Source organism: Enterobacter sp. Acro-832, assembly GCF_011752745.1.
Taxonomy (GTDB): Bacteria; Pseudomonadota; Gammaproteobacteria; order Enterobacterales; family Enterobacteriaceae; genus Enterobacter; species Enterobacter quasiroggenkampii.
This window is the reverse complement of record NZ_VWWX01000007.1, coordinates 1-19,627: the sequence shown is the minus strand read 5'-3', so window position 1 is coordinate 19,627 and position 19,627 is coordinate 1. Positions and strand designations below refer to the sequence as shown.

Genomic DNA, 19,627 nt, shown 5'->3' with positions numbered 1-19,627 from the left:
GAGCTGGCTCGCACAAGCCAGCAACAAAATTACGCTTTTGCGTGGTGATCGGTGCCAGAAAGGTATCGTTCTTCAAAGACATCCGAAGGGACTGCAGGGGCAAACAGGAAGCCTTGCCCGCTCTCCACGCCCGCCTCTGCCAGCCAGGCGCGTTGCGCGTCGGTTTCAATCCCTTCGGCAATAAGGTGCAGGTTGAGGCTACGCGCCATCTGGATAATCGCCTGCACCATGCTGCTGTCGCCCGGCAGTCCGTCGACAAACGCTTTGTCAATTTTGAGCACATCCACCGGAAGGGTCTTCATGTGCTGAAGCTGACGCAGCCCGGCGTACCCCATGCCAAAATCGTCCAGGGCAATGCGAATACCGGCATTACGCAGCGGCTTGAGAATCGCGACCGCCTCATTGGGATCGTCGATGCGTCGGCTCTCCGTCACTTCCAGGGTTAACGTATTAGGCTTGATGCGGTAACGATGGATCAGCTCCAGCATCTCTGAAACCATGGTCGGGTGCATAAGCTGCAGGGCAGACAGGTTGACCGACAGCGGCAGCGTCACGCCACGCTCCTGCCAGGCGGCAAGCTGACGACAGCACTCCTCCAGCACCCAGTAGCCGACGGTAACCATCAGGCCACAGGACTCGATGCGCTCAATCAGCCCTTCCGGCAGCTCCCATGAGCCATCCGGCTGCTGCAGACGCAGCAGGGCCTCGGCGCTTTTCACCTCTCCCGTCTGCAGGTCCACCTGTGGCTGCAGCCAGAGGGCAAACTGGCGGTTATCCAGCGCGGTCAGGATGTCGCTCTCTTCCGTCAGGCGCTGCTGCGCCTTTTCCATCTGCGCCGGGTCGAAGAACTGGATCTGGTTTTTGCCTTTGCGCCGGGCGGTAAAGGCCGCCGAGAAGGCGCGGCGATAAAGCTGTTCCGCGGTCAGATCGCCATAGAACATGGCAATCCCGATACTGGCGCTCGGGCGAAGCTGGATACCCTGAATCGGCAGCCGCTCATTAATGACAGTGAGTACTTGCTGACCTAACGTAATCGCATGCCAGGGTTCTTTTACGCCGTTGGCAATCACCACCAGGTCGTAACCGCTGACCTGAGTCAGCACCATGCGCGGGGCGAGGACAGATTTGATCTTTTCCACCAGGGTGAGCAGCAGCATTTCGCGCTGGCTCTCCTGAAGCACGCCAGCCGTGTCCTGCAGGGTTTCGCAGGCAATGACCATCAGCGCGGTGGTTTGCTGGCGCTCAACGGTTTGCTCCAGCATCGCCATCAGGAAGGCTTTATTGGGGAGCTCCGATACCGGAAAACGGGTGGCGCTGCTGTTCAGTTCATCCTGCTGGCGCTGGATGCGCTGCTGGTTAAGGTTATAGCTACGCACCAGCATGCCGATCTCATCGTCATGATGCAGACGCGGCAGCTCAAGCTGGTGTCCCATCTGATCCTGCGGGGCGAGCGTGTTCAGCTCGCGGGCGATACGGCGCAGGGGATGGACAATCAGCCGGTTGATGCACCAGGTGAGCGCCACGCTGAGAATAAGCGTCATAAGTAAGCAAGTGGTCACTAACGTAACCACCCAACTCATGACGAATTTATACATGCGGTAGGAGTCTGCCTGTAACACCAGGTAGGCCAGCGGCTGCGGATTCGCAGGGCGTTCAAGCGAATAGACGGGAAGCGAAATTTGCACCGGCAGTTCAAACAGGCGCATCACCATCATCGGGACGGGACGTTCCGGGATAAAGCTCATCCGCAGCGCCTGAAACTGGTTGGGGAGCACGACGTCCGCCCGGCTCACAACACCAGCTGGCTGAATGCGTTTCAGTATGGTTTCCGCCTCGGGGATATCCCCTTTCAGGATGGAGGCAGACAGCGGGCCGCGTACCGAGCGGGCGATGCTTTCTAATTGTGAAGCCGTGTTGTAGCGATTCTGCTGTACGGAATGAAACAGCAAAATGACGCAGAAGAGCAGGACAAACAGCAGGGTGACGGCAGAGACCATCGCCATCTGTTTGATTGTTAAGGAACGGCTGACACGCAAAATGACTCTCCACAAAACTCGAAGCGCAGGGCGCGCCAGGGTGTAAACCTGGCGCGCCTGAGTATACCCGATTGCCGCGCTATTAAGAGAGACTTACAAATGGATTAAGGAAAATCCGATTACCAGTCCGCGTAAGGGATAAGCGGCTGCGGCGGTAAGTCCATATCGCCCTGCCAGCCTGCAGCAGAGTAGCGCACATAGATCAGCGCGTGGCTTGGGGTATAGTCTTTCGCTTGCTGGATATCCACGCCCATGCCCACAAACCAGTTGGACGTGACCCGCCGCTCGATTATTGCCCGTGCGGTATAACCCGTCCCGGAAGAACTGCTGCCGGTTTCCATCGCGCCCCGGTCAGTATAGCGGTCTGGCTCATCGGTCGGGATCAGATTCTGAATCGGGTAGCGCAGCTCGTCTTTGGTTTTAGAGTGGGACCAGGAGACCGAGCCCCCCAGCTCCCAGGACCAGTTTTCCGTGCGCTTACGCCATGTCACCGGCAAGGCGAAGGAGACATACTCCTGCGGGCTGTAATAGCCGCCCTGGCCCAGGGTATAACCGCTCAGGTCTTTGTCGTAGTGCCAGAGCATGTTGGACACACCGACCGTCAGGCGCTCGTTGTTTTTATTAATGAGCTTGTAGTAATAACCCGTCATCCAGCGGACGCGCCAGTTATCCTCCACATTTTTACCCGTCAGCGTTTCCGCGTTCAGGCTTGACCAGACGCCGTTCGCTTCCCCTTTGTCATAGCTCATACTTACGCCGCCACCGGTGGCGCGTACGCCGCCCCAGGTGGTGCCGGTATTGGTATCTTTTTGCCCGCCGAAGGCCAGCAGAGAGCTGGAGATTGGCCGACGATGGGCGTTAACGGTATAGCCGATGGGCCCCAGATCGCTGCTGTAGCTGATGCCGCCCACCACATCGACGACGTCAAAGCCCATTGGCGTGGTGCCAATATCCATCGCCCAGGTTTTATTCTGCCAGCCGACGGCAACGCTCGCGCCATTGTCTGACTGATGGGTGTTGCCGCTACACGGCGTTTCGTAGCAGGTTCCCCATTTAGGATCGTAAGTCCCGTTCCTGGTATCAAATGACCCGGCATCCATATTGACCAGATCGCTTCTGAAGAACATGCGTCCATCAGAGAGCGGCGCATCCACCTGCAGCATGGTGGTATGCGCTTTCAGATCGGAATAACCGCCCGTACCGCTGGAGCCCCAGTAATCGTGCTGCAGCGTGACGTTAACATCCTGCTGACGGTACAACTCACCGGCATCACTGCGCACGCCGCGCTTCAGCCAGTCGTCTTTTTCATCGTTACGCGTCAGACGGGTGAAACTGTCGTTATCAGCCGGACGCGTCGTGGTGATACCCGTCGATACCATCGCATCTTTATAGGTTTCCAGCGCCTGCTTAGGCTGGCCGTTCTGCGCCTGGAAACGTGCGGCATCACGCAGCACCAGCGCGTTTTCCATGGAGCCAGGCTGCGATTTTGCCTGCGGAATAATTTTATTGAAGGTCTGCTCTGCGGCAGCGGCATCGCCCAGACCCGCCTGCGCCATCGCGATGCGGCGCTGCATATTGAGCGACAGCGGCTGGCCGTTTTGCGCGGCGGGCAGCTTCGCCAGCTCCGCGCGCGCGGCATCGTTGTTACCCTGCGCGCTGTAAATCTCGGTCAGGCCGAGGAGCGCGTCTTCATTCTGCGGCTCACGCTGCAGGACGGCGTTGTACGTCGTTTTCGCCGAGTCAAGATCGCCACGCTGCTGTGCCCAGTCCGCCAGCGTGAGGTCGATACGGGTGGAGGTCGGCTGCTGGCGAAGAAGATTCTCTGCGTCCTGCTCTTTGCCGCTGTCGCGCAGGCGGTTGGCGGTTTCCAGCACCTGGTTGCTTTGCAGGCGGTCGGCAAGCTCCTGAATATTGCCGTTCCACTGGCTGCGCGGCAGCGTCTCCAGATGCGCCAGCGCGGCCCGGTCCTGATCGTTTCCGGAAAGGTAGAGCCCGTTAGCATAAACCTGATCCGGGTCGGACGGTTTCTGGTGGGCAAGCTGACGCATCAGGGTGTCCGCCTGGCTGCGCTGACCCGCGCTGTAGAGATCGCGCGAAAGACGATAGGTTATCCACACGTCGCCGGGAGAGAGCGCCAGACGACGACGCTGAATGTCTGCTGCCTGCGCGTATTTCCCCTGGTTCTCAAGCTGTTCGGCCTGGGCGGAGAGCTGTTCGTTGGTCAGGCTACGTTCAATATCGTCTATGCTACGGCGCTGGCTGGCGGAGAGAGACTGGATAAACTGCGAAGCCTTCTCCGGCGACTGCGCGCGGTAAATATTGGCCAGGCCGCGAACCGCATTGCTGTTGCCGCTGTCCATCCGCAGCGCCTGGCGATAGTAACGCTCCGCCGCGTCGTTATCTTTACGCGCCGCGGCGGCGTCGCCCAGCCCCAGCACGGCATAGCTGTCGGTATTGTCGATATTGCGTGCCTGCTGATAGTAACGCTCTGCCTGCGCCGGATTATTCGCCTTCAGCGCCGCATCGCCCTGCTGGATCAGCAGCCAGTAGCGGTTAACCTTCAGAAGACTGTCCCATTTACCCCGGTTATCGCTCTGGGGATCGAGGGCAATCGCCTTTTCAAACTGTGCCACCGCGCGGGCGCGGTCGCCCTTCTGGGAATACGCCTGTCCAAGGGCGCCCACCGCTTCGCTGTCAGCATGGTTGGCGCTGACGGCTTTTTGCAGCTCCGCCACCGCCTTACTTCCCTGCCCGGCATCCACCGCTGCCAGCCCTTCGGCTTTCGCGCGGAACGCCGGATCGGCGAGCTGTTTTTGCTGCGCTTCAAGCTGGGCACGCGCCGCCGCGACGCTATCCCCGTCGCTGAATACGCTCAGGTATTTTTGCAGCGCGCTGACGCTGGCGCTGCTGGCAGGCTGGTCTTTGATTTGGTCATACCACATATCGGACGCCTGGCTACGGCCATTGGTGGATTTGGCCATCTCCTGCAATACCGCAAAGGCTTCATCACGACGTCCGCTCTGGAACAGAAGCTGGGACAGCGTCGCCTGCAGCTGCGTATTTCCGGGACTGCTGCTGTTTATTTTCTTGAGCTGGTTAATGGCCGCGCCGCGGCGAGCAGGATCTTTTGCCACGACGTTCCAGTATTCCGTCGCCACGTCGCCACCCGGCGGGTTGCCGTCAAATAGCTTGTCATAGGCGGCAATCGCCTCCTGCGTGTGCCCCGTAGTGGCGAGCAGTCGCGCCTGCTGGAGCTGCTGGCGGCCATCCGGAGTAGAAAGCAGCATCGTGTTGCGTGATGACTGGTACGCACTCGAACCCGGCGCAATCCCTTTCAGACGATCCAGCTCTTTTTGCGCGCCGGCGTTATCGCCCTGACGCAGCAGGTAGCGAAAGCGTGCGGCAATCACGTCAGGGTTGTTCGGGTCAATCAGCTCAAGGCGATAGAGCGACTGACGAACCAAATCCTCACGCTGTGTCGATTCGCCCAGCCTCACCTGCTCCAGCAGCTGTTTTTGCTGCGGAGAGTTAACGGCCTGGGCCCACGGCATAAGCGCCAGGCCAAGCGATAAACTGAGTAGATTTACTGTGAACTTGCGCATTCCTGGCCCCAATCCGGTATTAATTCACCTTTTGCGGTGAAGCGAAAACGATGCTGATCCCATCCTTGCCCAAAAAGAGTCAGCACGTAGCTGTAATAGGCATTGTTATCGGGAAAATGGTCCGCAACGCGCTGGCGCTGAATCGCCTGGGCATCACGTTGTTGTAAAAACGGCAGCATAGCGGCAGAGAACCCGACCGGGCCGTCGCCGGTGCGTTTCCCCGTCGCCACATCCACTTTCTCCGGCGGCACACCCCGTTTCATGGTCTTTGCCGCCATCGGCTGGAAGCGCGTCAGCAACCGGGCTTTCTGAGGATCGTTATCACTCATCATGCCCACCCAGAGATACACGCGGATGGCGTCGTAGCCGCCCACCAGCGCTTTCTCCTGCTGTAACCGCCAGCCTCTGTTTTTCTGATACTGCACCCAGTCCGGCGAAAAGCCTTTCGGCGCACTCTCCAGCAGCAGGCGCAGATTGGTTTCACGAAGCTGGGTCCACGGGGAGCCAAACCGCGTGAAATAAGCCGCTAGCTGCGGAGGAAGATAGCTGGGGTTAAAGCGCCAGGCGTGTTCATCGGCAAAGCCGACTTTGCCGGGAAGCAGCATTGCGCCAAGCCCCGGGACTTTCACCACCTCCTCGCTGACAATGCGTTTCAGCAGCGCTTTACCCGTGCGGGTATAGTCCGGATGCTTCCACAGCCGACCCGCTTCGAGCAGTGACCAGGCGATCCAGACATCGGCGTCAGAGGCGGAGTTGGTATCAATCACCGCCCACGTCTCTTTATCTTTCTGCCCCCATAGCCAGGCAGGCAGATGGTCGTTGAGATCGCCGCTGGCAAGATTATCGCGCGTCCACGTCAGCAGCTGGTCAAAGGCCTGGCGATCGTTCGCCGCCAGGGCAAAGAACAGGGCGTAGCTTTGCCCTTCCGAGGTCGTAATTTTGCGCGTGTCACTGGGGTCAATGACACGCCCGCCCTCACTGATGTAGTCCTTTTTAAACTGCTCCCAGGCAGGCCAGGTACAGGCGGCGCGAAGAGGAAGCGCCGCCAGCATCACCGCTGCTAATACACACCAGCGAAAGGCTTTCATCACATCTTACTCATCCGGGTTCAGACGACGACGGCTGATGATTCGCAGCAGACGCCACAGCACCCATGCCAGCAGGACCACGCTAACCGCAGCCAGGATAGCGAGCAGAACCGGATGGTTAGCCAGCGCATACCACAGGCGTTCAAACCATGGCAGATGGCCTACGTAGTACACATCGCCCACGCGCAGGCTGTTGACGCCGGACTCACGGATCACCGACACGGAACCAAACATAGCGGCACGTTTACCGCTGTCGTTCATGGCCGTATTGAGCAGTTCATACCCGCGCGGGCTGTCCGCAAGGAGAGCCACCACGCTACGCTGTTCGTTGTAAGGTGACTGGAAGCCCACCACCGCAGCCATTGCCCCCTGAGACGTTATCGTCGTCTGCGCGCTGGCCTGACGGTCGTTCACATCCGGCATAATGCTCGGGAATTCGGTCTGGCGCAGCGGCGTGTTAACCCAGGACTGGGCCGCTTTTACCAGCAGATCGATACGTTTGTCATCCTTCAGCTTATCCGGAATGGTTCCAATCACCATGATGTCAGCGTCTTTGTTCTGAATCTGGCTGCCATCGTCGGTCAACGTGACGTTAATTGCCGGTAATCCTGTCTGTCCGCCAACGGTCGCCATGGTGTCCAGCAGGGTCGTGACCTGCCCTTCGTTTGGCGATTTTGGCATCACCACAATGGACTCAGAGAGATCGGCCATGCGGCTGAACGGGAAGCCCGCGTTAGCAAACGCGCGCAGGTCCGGCATCGCCAGGAAGTGATAGTACTTAGAGAAGTCGATGGTCGACTCATCGCCAATCACCACGTGGTTCTGCACCGGCTGGAAGGTGATGCAGTTTTCCGCCGAGCCGCCAGGCATCGGGTTCATGTACTGGAAATCAAAGCGCAACTGGTTTATCGCGCCCAGCTTCAGTGCCGGGATGGAAACATCCGTTTTACCATCCAGCAGCCCCTGCAGCACCGGCAGGCGAAGCATCAGGCGGTTCGTATCCTGCGTGCTTTGCAGGCTGAAGGATTGCAGGAACTGGTTGTTGAGGCTGATATCCATGCGCGAGCTGTCTTTGGTGGCTGGCGCGGTATAGCGGTAGTTCAGATTGATATCAATGCCGTTGGTGCGCAGCAGGTACAGATCCGGCGGCAGATTCAGCGACAGGCTAATCGGCGCTGGCTCAAGCCCCGTCGCCTGCAGCTGTTCTTCATAGGTTTTCAGCTCGCCAAAGGTTACCGCACGGTCGGTACGCACCCAGTTTGGCGCATCATAAGGTTTACGCGCCAGCAGCGGCTTGACCTCATCTATCACCACGCTGTTGCCACGGAACAGGACGTTGCCCTGGGCAATGGCTTTTGCTGCCTGCACCAGATCTTTATCATCACGACCAAAGACCACCAGCAGCTTCACGTACGGGTTTTCCGGGTGGCTTATCATCTCAACGGTCGGCGCGTTGACGTCCGGATGATCGCGCAGGAAGGCCGGGCGTTTCGCGTTGGTGGCAAACACAATGGCATTTCTGTCCGGCAGCTTGTCATACATCGCCGGGAAGCTCTGGCCGCGCCAGCCCGCGCGTGAACCAAACCAGGACGCCACAATGGTGGCCGCCAGCTGCTCGGTCACATCCGGGGACGAGGCAAACACCATCGGCAGCGTGAGCGGACGGTTATCACGCGGATCGAAGAACGGAACCGGGAAGGCTGAGAGATCGTTTTTCAGCGCCAGCGACTGGTAGGTCATCTGCAGCGAGGAGTTACGCCCGACGTCCATCCACAGCGTGTTGCTGGCCGGGTTTTCGCAGACATCGCGGTAGTGACCGACAAATTCCAGGCGAATACGGTTAAAGTCGGTGATGAACAGCGGGTTGATCGGCACCTGAGCCTGCGTTTTCTTGCCGAGCTGCTCTTTGGTGACCGGCAGAACGTCCATCAGCTCGTCATTCAGATAGACCTTCAGCTGAGACTGGGTCGGCAGCAGCGACGGTGACGGCGTGTATTCAAGGTTCAGCACCGCATTAGAGACAACCTCATCGCTGCGCATGCCAAATTCAATGCCGCCGTTAGGGTTGATGCCGCGCAGCACCATGCTGCCCGGAGGCGGCGCAATTTGCGCGAAGGTCAGCTTCACGTCACGCGACGGCGCATTGTCCGCAACGACGGGCGCATTCGCCCCGCGAACGCCCGGCATGACCTGCCCGATGACCTGGCCGTCTGCCGGCTGGGTATTCCCCTCCGTTGGCTGGTTCGGCAGGATGTTTTCCGTTTGACCGGGTGCCGCGGTGACAACCGGATCGGTTGCTTGCGCGACGACAGGTACGGTTGGCGCAGGCGTTGCCGCTGCGTTACCCGGGGCCGCGTTAGCCATTGTTGCGGGGAGCGCATTCATCCCCATTGCCACTGCACATAACCAGAAAAGTTTTGTTTTCATCGCGTTATCATCATTGTTGAGCCATAACCGGGTCCGCCTGCTTCGCCTCATCCCGCTCAGGACGACGAGGAATGAACGACACGACCCAGGAAACCAGCGAAGTAAGTGACCGGAAAATTAATTTCACCGACGACGGGGCAAATTCTGCAAGGTGACGATAGCCACGGAACCCCAGCTTCAGAATATCCAGCAGGCTTTCCAGAGGTTTATCTTCCGGGAAGCTGTCCTGCCAGAGAGCCCACGTATCCGCGCGGGCAAACGTACACTGCACAAAATCGATATGTTGCTTTTTGGTCAACGGCATCAGCTGCAGGCCGACTTCATTGCCCACCACGCGAACGACCTGCGTGGGGAAGACATACTCCTGCTGACCGCGCTTAAGCAGCAGGTTAACTTTCTGCCCTTCCAGCACCTTCGCCTGGCCGTTGATTTTGATCCCCAGACCGCCGTCAGAGAAGTCGTGCACGGTACAGGAGAAAAGATGGCCATCTTCACGGGCAATCGCCGCTGGCATGCAGATTTCCACGCGATGTGCGCGACGAACCTGTTTACTCTCCACCGACACCGCCACCGCGCCGCCGAGGATAATCAGGTTGTAGAAGACCCAGGCCATACTGACGAAGACGGTCAGGATTTCGTTTTCCGGACCGTAGAAGTAGCGCCAGATACCCGCAATGACGCCCACGATATTCAGCAGCACCAGGAAGATATACGGCCGGGAGATCACCCAGTCGACGTACTCCTCCTCTACCAGCCCGCCCTTCGCGGTGACGTTGAATTTACCTTTGTGCGGGTTAATCAGCGCCACCATCGTCGGCGGCGCGATGTACCAGGCCAGCACCGTTTCGTAGATTTCACTCCAGAAGGAGTGGCGGTATTTACCCTGTATCTTGGAGTTCGTCAGGCTCGCGTGGATCATGTGCGGCAGAACAAACAGCGCAATCATCAGCGCGGGAGCGTAGATGATATAAGCGTGAAGGAGCAGGAACGCCAGCGGCGCGGTCAGGAAGATCAGTCGCGGGATACCGGACAAGAAGTGGAACATGGCGTTGACGTAGCAGAGACGCTGCGCCAGCTTGAGTCCTTTCCCGATCAGCGGGTTATCGAGACGGAAAATCTGCACCATGCCGCGCGCCCAACGAATACGCTGGCCAATGTGCGCCGACAGTGACTCCGTTGCGAGGCCAGCAGCCTGCGGAATGCGCATATAGGCTGAGGTATAGCCACGACGGTGCAGGCGCAGCGAGGTGTGCGCATCTTCGGTGACCGTCTCGACGGCGATACCACCAATTTCATCCAGCGGTTTACGGCGGATAACCGCGCATGAGCCGCAGAAGAAGGTGGCGTCCCACATGTCGTTTCCGTCCTGTACCAGGCCATAGAACAGCGTGCCTTCGTTCGGAGTTTTGCGGAAGCGGCCAAGGTTACGTTCAAACGGGTCCGGCGAGAAGAAGTGGTGCGGCGTCTGCATCATCGCCAGCTCTTTCTCCTTCAGGAACCAGCCCATGGTCATCTGCAGGAACGAGCGCGTCGGCACGTGGTCGCAGTCAAAAATCGAAACAAACTCCCCGGTGGCATACTTCAACGCGTTGTTGATGTTCCCCGCCTTAGCGTGTTCATGCGTCGGACGGGCGATGTATTCGACGCCGACCTCCTCCGCGAACTGGCGGAACGCCGGACGGTTGCCGTCATCCAGGATCCAGACCTTAAGCTTATCTTTCGGCCAGTCGATGCCCAGCGCGGCATAGATGGTGTTCTTCACCACGCTCAGGTCTTCGTTGTAGGTCGGCACGAAAAGATCGACGCTTGGCCACTGGGTCGTGTCCTTTGGCAGCGGAACCGGCTGGCGGTTGAGCGGCCAAATCACCTGGAAATAGCCCAGCACCAACACAATCCAGGCATAGGTTTCAGCAAACAGCAGCACCAGGCCGCACACCAGACTCACCGGGTCGTCCCAGTTCAGCGTCGAGGTATAACGCCACCAGATGTAGCGGCAGGAGACGGTCAGCGACAACACGATCAGCATCAGCGCCGAGAAGCGACCCGGAATTCGGCGCACCAGCAGCGCCACGCCCCAAAGCAGGATCAGGAAGGTGAACTGCGCCAGAGGGTTGAAAGGCTGCGTAATACAGACCAGCGCCAGAATGAGCGAGAACACGACGATCACACCGAGGATAAAACGCCGCAAGCCCGGGTGGAGATGCCCGAGCTCTTTGTGGTTATCCAGATGGCTGGTCTTATCGCTGACGCTGTTGGGCAGCCTGTCCAGCCACTGATGGTAGCGTTCACGTAACTGTTGCACGCGGGAGAAGCTCCGCCAGTGCGGCGTTTTTATCTCCGCGCGGGATGAGGTCGCCACCAGCCAGATGGCCTGAATGAGATAACGCGCCGGATCCAGTGGACGCGGCCGGTCAGGATTAATGTGCGGATACAGTTCACTGTGCCGGGCACGTATGCGCTGCCAGCGCGGGTGTTCGAGTGGAATAAACATCCAGGCCAGAATCATCCAGAAACAGCCGAGCGCGGCGCTGAATGCCGACGCACCGTGACGGCGAAAATGCCGGTAATGTTCGCTCAAACGCGAACTGACCGGTGGGATGAGTAACCAGCTGGCGAGACGACTCATACATCACTCCCTGCATGCTCCGCCCGGTTGGCGAAGTTCAGCAGACACCAGTTAGCCAGCGTCAGGATCTCTTCTGCCGCCAGTGAATCGCTGCGGTATTCGCCGAGCGGCTGCTTCGACGCAAGGCATTCCGCCATGCCCTCATCACGATGGATGACAATGGGAAGCAGGCGGCGCTGGCTCTGCAGCCAGACCTGATACAGATCGTCCTGGATCTGGCTGCCTATGCGCAAATCGTTAATCAGGATATGGCCATTCTGAGGTAGCCCCTGCTGATGCAGGCGGATATGGCAGTTCGCATCGACGTTAACGATCGAGAGGACATGATCGCACTGCGCGATAAGCTGTCGGGTCAGCGTGCCGGCACCGTGCGGCAGATCCAGCAGGATCCACTTGTAGTGCCCCTTTTCCTTCAGGCTCTGCAGCGCCAGCGTAAATTGCGAAAACAGGCGCTGGTATGCGGCTTCATTCTCGCGTTCCGTGGTGGTCAGTTGACCAAACGGCAGCAGGTCAAGAAGGGAGGTATAGCGCAAACCTGCATCCTGCCAGTCTTTATCGTCAAGCAGCGCGCGGGCCCAGCCCTCTTCGCGAGTAAAGTCGACGTTAAACGACATACGCAGTAAATTATCGGCGCAGGCGTCAATAACCAGCACCGATTCACCTAAAAGCTGTAATGACCACGCCAGTGCCGCGGTAACAGATGTGGTACCCACACCCCCACGGACACCCTGTAATCCGAGTATGGCCATCAATGGCTCCCTTATTGTTGATGGGCGAATTCAGCTAATAACGGCCAGCGTTTAATAGCCGCGGCCAACTGTTCCCGCTGGGAAATATCGGTGTAATCTATTTCAGGTAAAGAAAAGGCCTGCGTCAGCGCCAGAAAATCGTTTTGGAATGTGTAACCCAGGGTCGAGTCGACTGGGGTACCGGGTTCATTATTATCCATTCTTTTTCCATCCCTTTAAGGAAAATCGCACGCTAAAGAAGTTGCGGGGCTTCCTGCCCTGACAAATTTCATTTACATGCTAAATCTGATGTTCTTTAATTTCAATGTTAGGTTTATTTCTACGCTTTCGCTAGTAAACTGAGATACAGATAAATTAGACGAAAAGAGGGACACCGTGGACTCCATATTTTCTATTGGCATCCAGTCATTATGGGACGAATTGAGCCACATGCCAGTCGGAGGAGTCTGGTGGATTAATACGGACCGGAATGAAGATGCTATCAGTCTGGTAAACCAGACAATTGCTGCCCAGGATAAGGATTCCCGCGTGGCCGTCATTAGCATGGGCGAAGATCCGAAGAAAATTATCACGCTGGAAAACGATCGCGGGCCTCAGACGGTGCGATTATTTTCCATGACATCCGATGCCGATAGTCTATACTTTTTGTCCCGCGACGTTCAGTGCACTATTGATCCGGATCACTATTTGGTGATCCTTAAATGTGCAAATAACGTCCTGCAAAATATCCCTGCTGAAAAACTGCTGCCGTGGCTGGAAAAAATCAATAAATGGGCAAAATTTCAAAATTGCACGCTATTGATAGTCAATCCCGGCAGTAATAATGACAAGCTGTTCTCACTTTTAATGGGTGAATATCGTTCCCTGTTCGGTCTGGCAAGCGTTCGTGACCAGGTGGGCAGCTATCTCTACGATATTGCCTTCTGGTGTAATGAAAAAGGCGTGAGCGCCAGGCAACAACTTACGCTGAAACACATCGAGGGTAAGTGGCACCTGGCACAGCAGGAAGAAACCGTGGTGCAGCCGCGCAGTGATGAAAAACGCATCCTGAGCCATATCGCGGTTTTAGAAGGGGCGCCCGCCCTGTCGGAAAACTGGTCGCTGTTTGAATCTAACGAAGACCTTTTCCACGAAGCCCGCACAACCCAGGCGGCAACCCTTATCTTCTCATTGATGCAGAATAACCAGATTGAGACGCTGGCAAGGCAGATCCACACCTTGCGCCGCCAGCGCGGAAGCGCATTAAAAATCATCGTGCGCGAAAACAATACCAGCCTGCGCGCCACCGATGAGCGTCTGCTTCTGGGCTGTGGTGCAAATATGGTCATTCCCTGGAACGCGCCGCTGTCACGCTGCCTGACGCTGATCGAAAGCGTTCAGGGCCAGCAGTTTAGCCGCCATGTACCGGAAGACATTTCTACGCTGCTCTCCATGACGCAGCCGATGAAGCTGCGTGGATACCAAAAATGGGATACCTTCTGCGACGCCGTCGGCAACATGATGAGCAATACGCTTCTTCCTGCTGACGGAAAAGGGGTTATGGTTGCCCTGCGTCCTGTACCCGGTATCCGCGTTGAACAGGCTCTCACCTTGTGTCGCCCCAATCGTACGGGTGACATCATGACCATTGGCGACAATCGCCTGGTGCTGTTTTTGTCCTTCTGTCGGGTAAACGACCTCGATACGGCGCTAAACCATATCTTCCCCCTGCCTACCGGGGATATTTTCTCGAACCGTATGATTTGGTTCGAAGATAATACGATCAGCGCGGAGCTGGTGCAGATGCGTGCGCTCCAGCCTGAACAATGGGCTAAACCGCTCGCTATTAAGAGCGATGCGAAACCGATCCTCAATGCCAGACATGATGGACATGTCTGGCGTCGGGTTCCGGAGCCCCTTCGCTTATTAACGGACAACGCGGAGAACGCACCATCATGAATATCAGCGATATCATTCAACTGGTTATAGTCTGTGCGCTGATCTTTTTCCCGCTTGGCTACTATGCACGCCATTCCATACGTCGTATCCGTGATACGGCCAGAGTGCTGTTTATAAAACCTCGCTATGTAAAACCAGCCGGAACACTGACACGGGCATCACACGTCAAGGCAGACCGAAAACATGACTAATTCTACCTATACCGCTTCGTCACCCTCGCCGCTCTGGCAATACTGGCGCGGCCTTTCCGGCTGGAACTTCTACTTTCTGGTAAAGTTTGGTCTGCTGTGGGCAGGCTATCTGAATTTCCATCCCCTTCTTAACCTGGTATTTATGGCCTTCCTGCTGATGCCCCTGCCGAATATCAGGCTGCATCGCTTACGTCACTGGATAGCCATCCCTCTCGGCTTTGCGCTGTTCTGGCATGATACCTGGTTACCGGGGCCGGACAGCATTATGAGCCAAGGCTCACAGGTGGCGGGCTTTAGCGCCAGCTATATCCTCGATCTGACCGAGCGGTTTATTAACTGGCAGATGATAGGCGCGGTATTTGTGCTGCTGGTTGCCTGGCTGTTCCTGTCACAGTGGATTCGCGTCACGGTGTTTGTCGTCGCGATTATGATCTGGCTTAACGTGCTGACGCTGGCTGGGCCAAACTTTTCGCTGTGGCCTGCCGGTCAACCAACCACCACGGTGACCACCACCGGGGGAAGCGCGGCGGCCACCGTCACCACGGCAGGCGATACGCCTGTGGTGGGCGATATCCCAACCCAGACCGCACCGCCGACCTCCACAAACCTGAACGCCTGGCTCTCCAGTTTCTATACCGCGGAAGACAAGCGACAGACGAAATTCCCGGATGCGCTGCCGGCGGATGCTCAGCCGTTTGAACTGCTGGTGATCAACATCTGCTCGCTCTCCTGGGCAGACGTGGACGCTGCAGGTTTGATGTCTCATCCGCTGTGGTCTCATTTCGACATTCAGTTTAAAGATTTCAACTCTGCCACCTCGTACAGCGGCCCGGCGGCCATCCGCCTGCTGCGTGCTAGCTGCGGTCAGGCATCGCATAAGAATCTGTATCAACCCGCCGGCAACCAGTGTTATCTGTTCGATAACCTCGCCAAACTGGGCTTTACGCAGCATCTGATGCTGGGGCATAACGGCCAGTTCGGTAACTTCCTGAAAGAGGTGCGCGAACAGGGGGGGATGCAGGCACCGCTGATGGATCAAACCGGTCTTCCTGTCTCTCTGCTGGGCTTCGACGGCTCGCCCGTCTATGACGATTCCGCTGTCCTGCAACGCTGGCTGCAGACCATCGAAAAAGACAGTAATCCACGCAGCGCGACGTTCTTTAACACCCTGCCGCTCCACGACGGTAACCACTTCCCGGGCGTGAGCAAAACGGCGGATTATAAAGTGCGTGCGCAGAAACTCTTCGACGAGCTGGACGCGTTCTTTACGGAGCTGGAAAAATCAGGCCGTAAAGTAATGGTGGTTGTGGTACCTGAGCACGGTGGCGCGCTGAAAGGCGACAGAATGCAGGTGTCAGGCCTGCGTGATATCCCAAGCCCGTCGATTACCAACGTGCCTGCTGGCATCAAGTTCTTTGGGATGAAGGCACCCCATCAGGGCGCACCGATTGAAATCACCCAGCCGACCAGCTATCTGGCAATCTCAGAACTGGTTGCCCGTGCCGTTGACGGGAAGCTGTTTGTGGAAGATAGCGTGAACTGGGATCAGCTCACCAGCAAACTGCCGCAAACGGCAGAAGTCTCCGAGAACGCCAACGCGGTGGTGATTCAGTATCAGAACAAACCGTACGTTCGCCTGAACGGCGGGGATTGGGTACCGTATCCGCAGTAACTGATTTCCCCCTCACCCTAACCCTCTCCCCATCGGGGAGAGGGGATAGCCAGTGCGTTATTATTGCGCTGAAATCCACACCAGCATTTTCAGACTTGCCGAATAGTAGTCGTCTTTAGAGGTGATTTCGGGTTCTCCGGAAGGCTGCCCCATCGTTAAATCGCGTACAGCCAACAGGCCGCCTTCCATCATGTAAGGCGCATATTCGTTAGTGGTGACGTTAACCCAGGCGGGCGTTTGCTCCCGGGGGAATTGCCCAAACCACGCTTTCCACGGCGTCAGGAGTGGGCTTTGCTTATCAGACCAGGCAAGATACAGCGGAATACGAATCGCGTCATAGCTCATCCGCGGCGGCCAGCCTTTGGCCGGTTCCAGCTTGCCATCTGATGCCAGCGAGACCCAGTCAGCGGGCAGATTCGCTTTACCCGAGCCCATTTTCCCCAACAGGCGCTTCCCGTCCTTAATCAACTCGCGCCAGACCGGCAAATGACTGCGTCCGGCGAAGGCCTGCCAGGCCGGAAACACAAAATAGGAAGGATTAAGGACCACTTCACCGTCAAGCTTAAATCCCTGGACGCCGGGCAGTATCACGCGGTAACCCGCATAGCGGATGACGCTATGAGCAACCAGCGCTTTTGTAATGGCATCCGATGCGGCGCTGTAGCGTTTGTCATGCCAGCGGGCATCGGCTTTAAGCAGCGCCCAGGCAATCAGCACATCGCCATCGGCGGCGTTGTTTTTGTCCGCGACCGGGTTGGACTCTGCGGGGTTATAGCGCCAGTAAAACAGACCGTTCTCTTTGTTCTTCAGCTCACGGTTTGTCCATTGCCAGAGCTTATCGAACGTGGCCTTATCGTCGTTGGCGACTGCCATCAGCATGGCAAAGCCCTGACCTTCCGTATGCGACACGCCGCCATTGCCGGTATCGACAATGCGGCCTTCCGGTTTGAAAAAGCGTGCTTTATAACTCTCCCAGGCCTGCCCCGCCTGAGAGAGGGGTGAGAACAACAAGCTCATCATGACGGCCAGCGTCGCGCAGACGGGTTTTCGCATCATTCACTCCATCCGGTTATTCGGCACTCCGCAGAGAAATCTCACCGCCCACCCAGGGTTTGATCACGCCATCCTGCTCCAGGAGCAGCGCGCCCTGAGCGTCAATACCGCGGGAAGTGCCGTAGATCTCTTTATCACCAATCAGCAATTTCACCGGGCGGTTGATAAAGTTATCCAGCTTTTCCCAACGCGACAGGAACGGTGCCAGCCCTTCCTGCTCAAAAAGCGTGAGCGAGCTGCGCAGTTCTTTAATCATACGTACGGCAAGGGTGTTACGATCGATGACGATCCCCGCCTCCTGGAGGTTAGTCCAGGCCTGATTAACCACGTCATTCTGGACATTGCGCATCACCATATTGAGGCCCGCGCCAATGACGATTTGCGCCGCATCGCCCGTTTTGCCCGTCAGTTCGACCAGAATCCCGGCAAGTTTACGATCGTTGAGGTACAGATCGTTAGGCCATTTAACACGCACTTGATCCGCACCCAGATGGTGCAGCACCTCTGCCATGACGATTCCGATGACCAGACTCAGGCCAATGGCAGCGGCCGGGCCCTGATCGAGTCGCCAGTACATGGACAGATAGAGATTGGCGCCAAAGGGTGAAAACCACTTGCGGCCACGACGGCCGCGACCGGCCTGTTGATATTCAGCTACACAGGCATCGCCGGATTTGAGCTCAGGCAGACGATCCAGCAGATACTGGTTCGTCGAGTCAATCACCGGCAGCACCGCCACGTTGCCGTGTCCAATCTGGCTGCGGATCGCGTCTTCATTCAGCAACTGAATCGGCTCTGGCAGGCTGTAGCCTTTTCCGGGAACCGTAAATACATCAACACCCCAATCACGGAGCGTCTGGATATGCTTGTTAATGGCGGCGCGGCTCATGCCCAGCTGCTCACCCAGCTGCTCGCCGGAATGAAATTCACCATCCGCCAGGATACCAATCAGGGTTAACGGGACCGTATTGTCCTTCATGCGATAGTCTCCACAGCGTTGACTTCACCTGTGCGACCAATGAAGCGGACTTCTGGCTCCAGCCAGACGTTAAATTTTTCGCCGACACGCTGGCGAACGTAGTGAGCCAGCTGTATCACATCGTCGCTGGTTGCATCGTGTTGGTTAATCAGTACCAGAGCCTGCTGTCGGTGAACAGCTGCCCCGCCAACTGAAGTGCCTTTTAGCTGGCATTGATCGATAAGCCATCCTGCTGCCAGCTTCACGCTGCCATCCGCCTGAGGGTAATGTGGCGCGGTTGGCCACTCCTCCAGAAAGCGTCGGGCATTTTCGCCGCTGATCACCGGGTTTTTGAAGAAGCTTCCTGCATTTCCATTAACTTTGGGATCGGGAAGCTTGGTCATCCGCATATGGCAAACCGAGTCAAAAACGTCGCGTGCGGTAACGGTAGCCGGATCGAGACGCGTTAAATCCCCGTAGGTCAATACGGGCTGCCAGTTCTTCGACAGACGCAAACCCACGGCGACAATCACGTAGCGATCCTGATATTCATGTTTGAAGATACTGTCACGATAGCCAAAACGGCACTGTTCTGCGGTTAAACGCGTCGCCGTTCCGGTCGCCAGCTCGATGCAGTCGACATATTCACAGACATGTTTCAGCTCGATGCCGTAGGCGCCGATGTTCTGAATGGGTGACGATCCGGCGCAGCCTGGAATAAGCGCAAGGTTTTCCAGACCCGCCATCCCTTTTTCGAGGGTAAACTGCACCAGGTGGTGCCAGTTTTCACCAGCCCCCACGTGCACGTGCCAGCTGTCGGCACGCTCTTCCACATCAATTCCCATGATGCGGTTAACGATCACCGTTCCCGCAAAATCGTCGAGAAACAGGACATTACTTCCTTCGCCCAGAATCAGTACGGGTTCGTTTTTTTCTGTTGCGCTTTGCCATGCATCCAGCAGCTGCTGTGCAGTATCGGCACGTACAATTTGATTAGCATTGCGTTGAATGCCAAAGGTATTCCAGGGCTTAAGGGAGTGGTTCATAGACGCTATCCTGATGCAAAAACGCAGGTAGTTTACCGTATAAGCAGGGTGATGGGGGATCAGTTTGTGCAGCGTATAAACGCAAAAAGGCCATCCTTTCGGATGGCCTCTTCACTTAATTGATGCCTGGCAGTTCCCTACTCTCACATGGGGAGACCCCACACTACCATCGGCGCTACGGCGTTTCACTTCTGAGTTCGGCATGGGGTCAGGTGGGACCACCGCGCTAAAGCCGCCAGGC

13 protein-coding genes and 1 rRNA gene are annotated in these 19,627 nt (G+C 57.1%); 3 read left to right on the top strand and 11 right to left on the bottom strand.

Annotated features, from left to right (window positions below; translation table 11 throughout):
- Positions 1-29 precede the first annotated feature (29 nt).
- From hmsP to bcsR, 7 genes are all read right to left on the bottom strand, one after another.
- Positions 30-2,036 carry a biofilm formation regulator HmsP gene (gene hmsP, locus F3J31_RS19735; protein WP_167214872.1) on the bottom strand — a complete coding sequence of 669 codons (2,007 nt, stop codon included), beginning with the start codon at positions 2,034-2,036 and terminating at the stop codon, positions 30-32.
- 119 nt (positions 2,037-2,155) lie between these two features.
- A complete protein-coding gene (gene bcsC, locus F3J31_RS19730) occupies positions 2,156-5,638 on the bottom strand; it encodes a cellulose synthase complex outer membrane protein BcsC (protein WP_167214869.1) in 3,483 nt (1,160 codons plus the stop codon).
- The gene (gene bcsZ, locus F3J31_RS19725) at positions 5,620-6,726 is read right to left on the bottom strand and encodes a cellulose synthase complex periplasmic endoglucanase BcsZ (RefSeq protein WP_167214983.1); all 1,107 of its coding nucleotides are present in this window, start codon (positions 6,724-6,726) and stop codon (positions 5,620-5,622) included. The genes bcsC and bcsZ overlap by 19 nt, the downstream gene beginning before the upstream one ends.
- A gap of 6 nt (positions 6,727-6,732) precedes the next feature.
- Positions 6,733-9,153 carry a cellulose biosynthesis cyclic di-GMP-binding regulatory protein BcsB gene (gene bcsB, locus F3J31_RS19720; RefSeq protein ID WP_167214866.1) on the bottom strand — a complete coding sequence of 807 codons (2,421 nt, stop codon included), beginning with the start codon at positions 9,151-9,153 and terminating at the stop codon, positions 6,733-6,735.
- A 10-nt stretch (positions 9,154-9,163) separates the two neighbouring features.
- Positions 9,164-11,779 carry a UDP-forming cellulose synthase catalytic subunit gene (gene bcsA, locus F3J31_RS19715; protein ID WP_167214863.1) on the bottom strand — a complete coding sequence of 872 codons (2,616 nt, stop codon included), beginning with the start codon at positions 11,777-11,779 and terminating at the stop codon, positions 9,164-9,166.
- Positions 11,776-12,528 (bottom strand): cellulose biosynthesis protein BcsQ, encoded by a 753-nt coding sequence (gene bcsQ, locus F3J31_RS19710; RefSeq protein ID WP_045909069.1) that lies wholly within the window; start codon positions 12,526-12,528, stop codon positions 11,776-11,778. Before bcsQ ends, bcsA begins: the two co-directional genes overlap by 4 nt.
- A gap of 11 nt (positions 12,529-12,539) precedes the next feature.
- Complete coding sequence (gene bcsR / locus F3J31_RS19705; protein WP_008503237.1) at positions 12,540-12,728, bottom strand: cellulose biosynthesis protein BcsR; 189 nt, start codon at positions 12,726-12,728, stop codon at positions 12,540-12,542.
- A gap of 175 nt (positions 12,729-12,903) precedes the next feature.
- Between bcsR and bcsE the strand changes: the two genes are divergently transcribed.
- The 3 genes from bcsE to bcsG are packed head-to-tail and all read left to right on the top strand — an operon-like array spanning position 12,904 to position 16,329.
- Positions 12,904-14,466 carry a cellulose biosynthesis c-di-GMP-binding protein BcsE gene (gene bcsE, locus F3J31_RS19700; protein ID WP_045909070.1) on the top strand — a complete coding sequence of 521 codons (1,563 nt, stop codon included), beginning with the start codon at positions 12,904-12,906 and terminating at the stop codon, positions 14,464-14,466.
- Complete coding sequence (bcsF, locus tag F3J31_RS19695) at positions 14,463-14,657, top strand: cellulose biosynthesis protein BcsF (protein WP_045909071.1); 195 nt, start codon at positions 14,463-14,465, stop codon at positions 14,655-14,657. Before bcsE ends, bcsF begins: the two co-directional genes overlap by 4 nt.
- Entirely contained in the window at positions 14,650-16,329 is a 1,680-nt protein-coding gene (gene bcsG / locus F3J31_RS19690; protein ID WP_045909072.1) for a cellulose biosynthesis protein BcsG, read from the top strand. Before bcsF ends, bcsG begins: the two co-directional genes overlap by 8 nt.
- A 60-nt stretch (positions 16,330-16,389) precedes the next feature.
- On the opposite strand, the gene F3J31_RS19685 is transcribed toward bcsG, so the two are convergent.
- The 4 genes from F3J31_RS19685 to rrf all read right to left on the bottom strand — a co-directional run bounded on the left by F3J31_RS19685 (position 16,390) and on the right by rrf (position 19,626).
- Positions 16,390-17,382, bottom strand: a complete 993-nt coding sequence (locus F3J31_RS19685) for a glycosyl hydrolase family 8 (protein WP_167214980.1) — start codon at positions 17,380-17,382, stop codon at positions 16,390-16,392.
- Between the two features lie 16 nt (positions 17,383-17,398).
- Positions 17,399-18,361 (bottom strand): bifunctional biotin--[acetyl-CoA-carboxylase] ligase/biotin operon repressor BirA, encoded by a 963-nt coding sequence (gene birA / locus F3J31_RS19680; RefSeq protein ID WP_167214860.1) that lies wholly within the window; start codon positions 18,359-18,361, stop codon positions 17,399-17,401.
- Complete coding sequence (gene murB / locus F3J31_RS19675) at positions 18,358-19,386, bottom strand: UDP-N-acetylmuramate dehydrogenase (RefSeq protein WP_167214857.1); 1,029 nt, start codon at positions 19,384-19,386, stop codon at positions 18,358-18,360. Before murB ends, birA begins: the two co-directional genes overlap by 4 nt.
- 124 nt (positions 19,387-19,510) lie before the next feature.
- A 5S ribosomal RNA gene (rrf, locus tag F3J31_RS19670) occupies positions 19,511-19,626 on the bottom strand.
- Position 19,627: the final 1 nt, after the last annotated feature.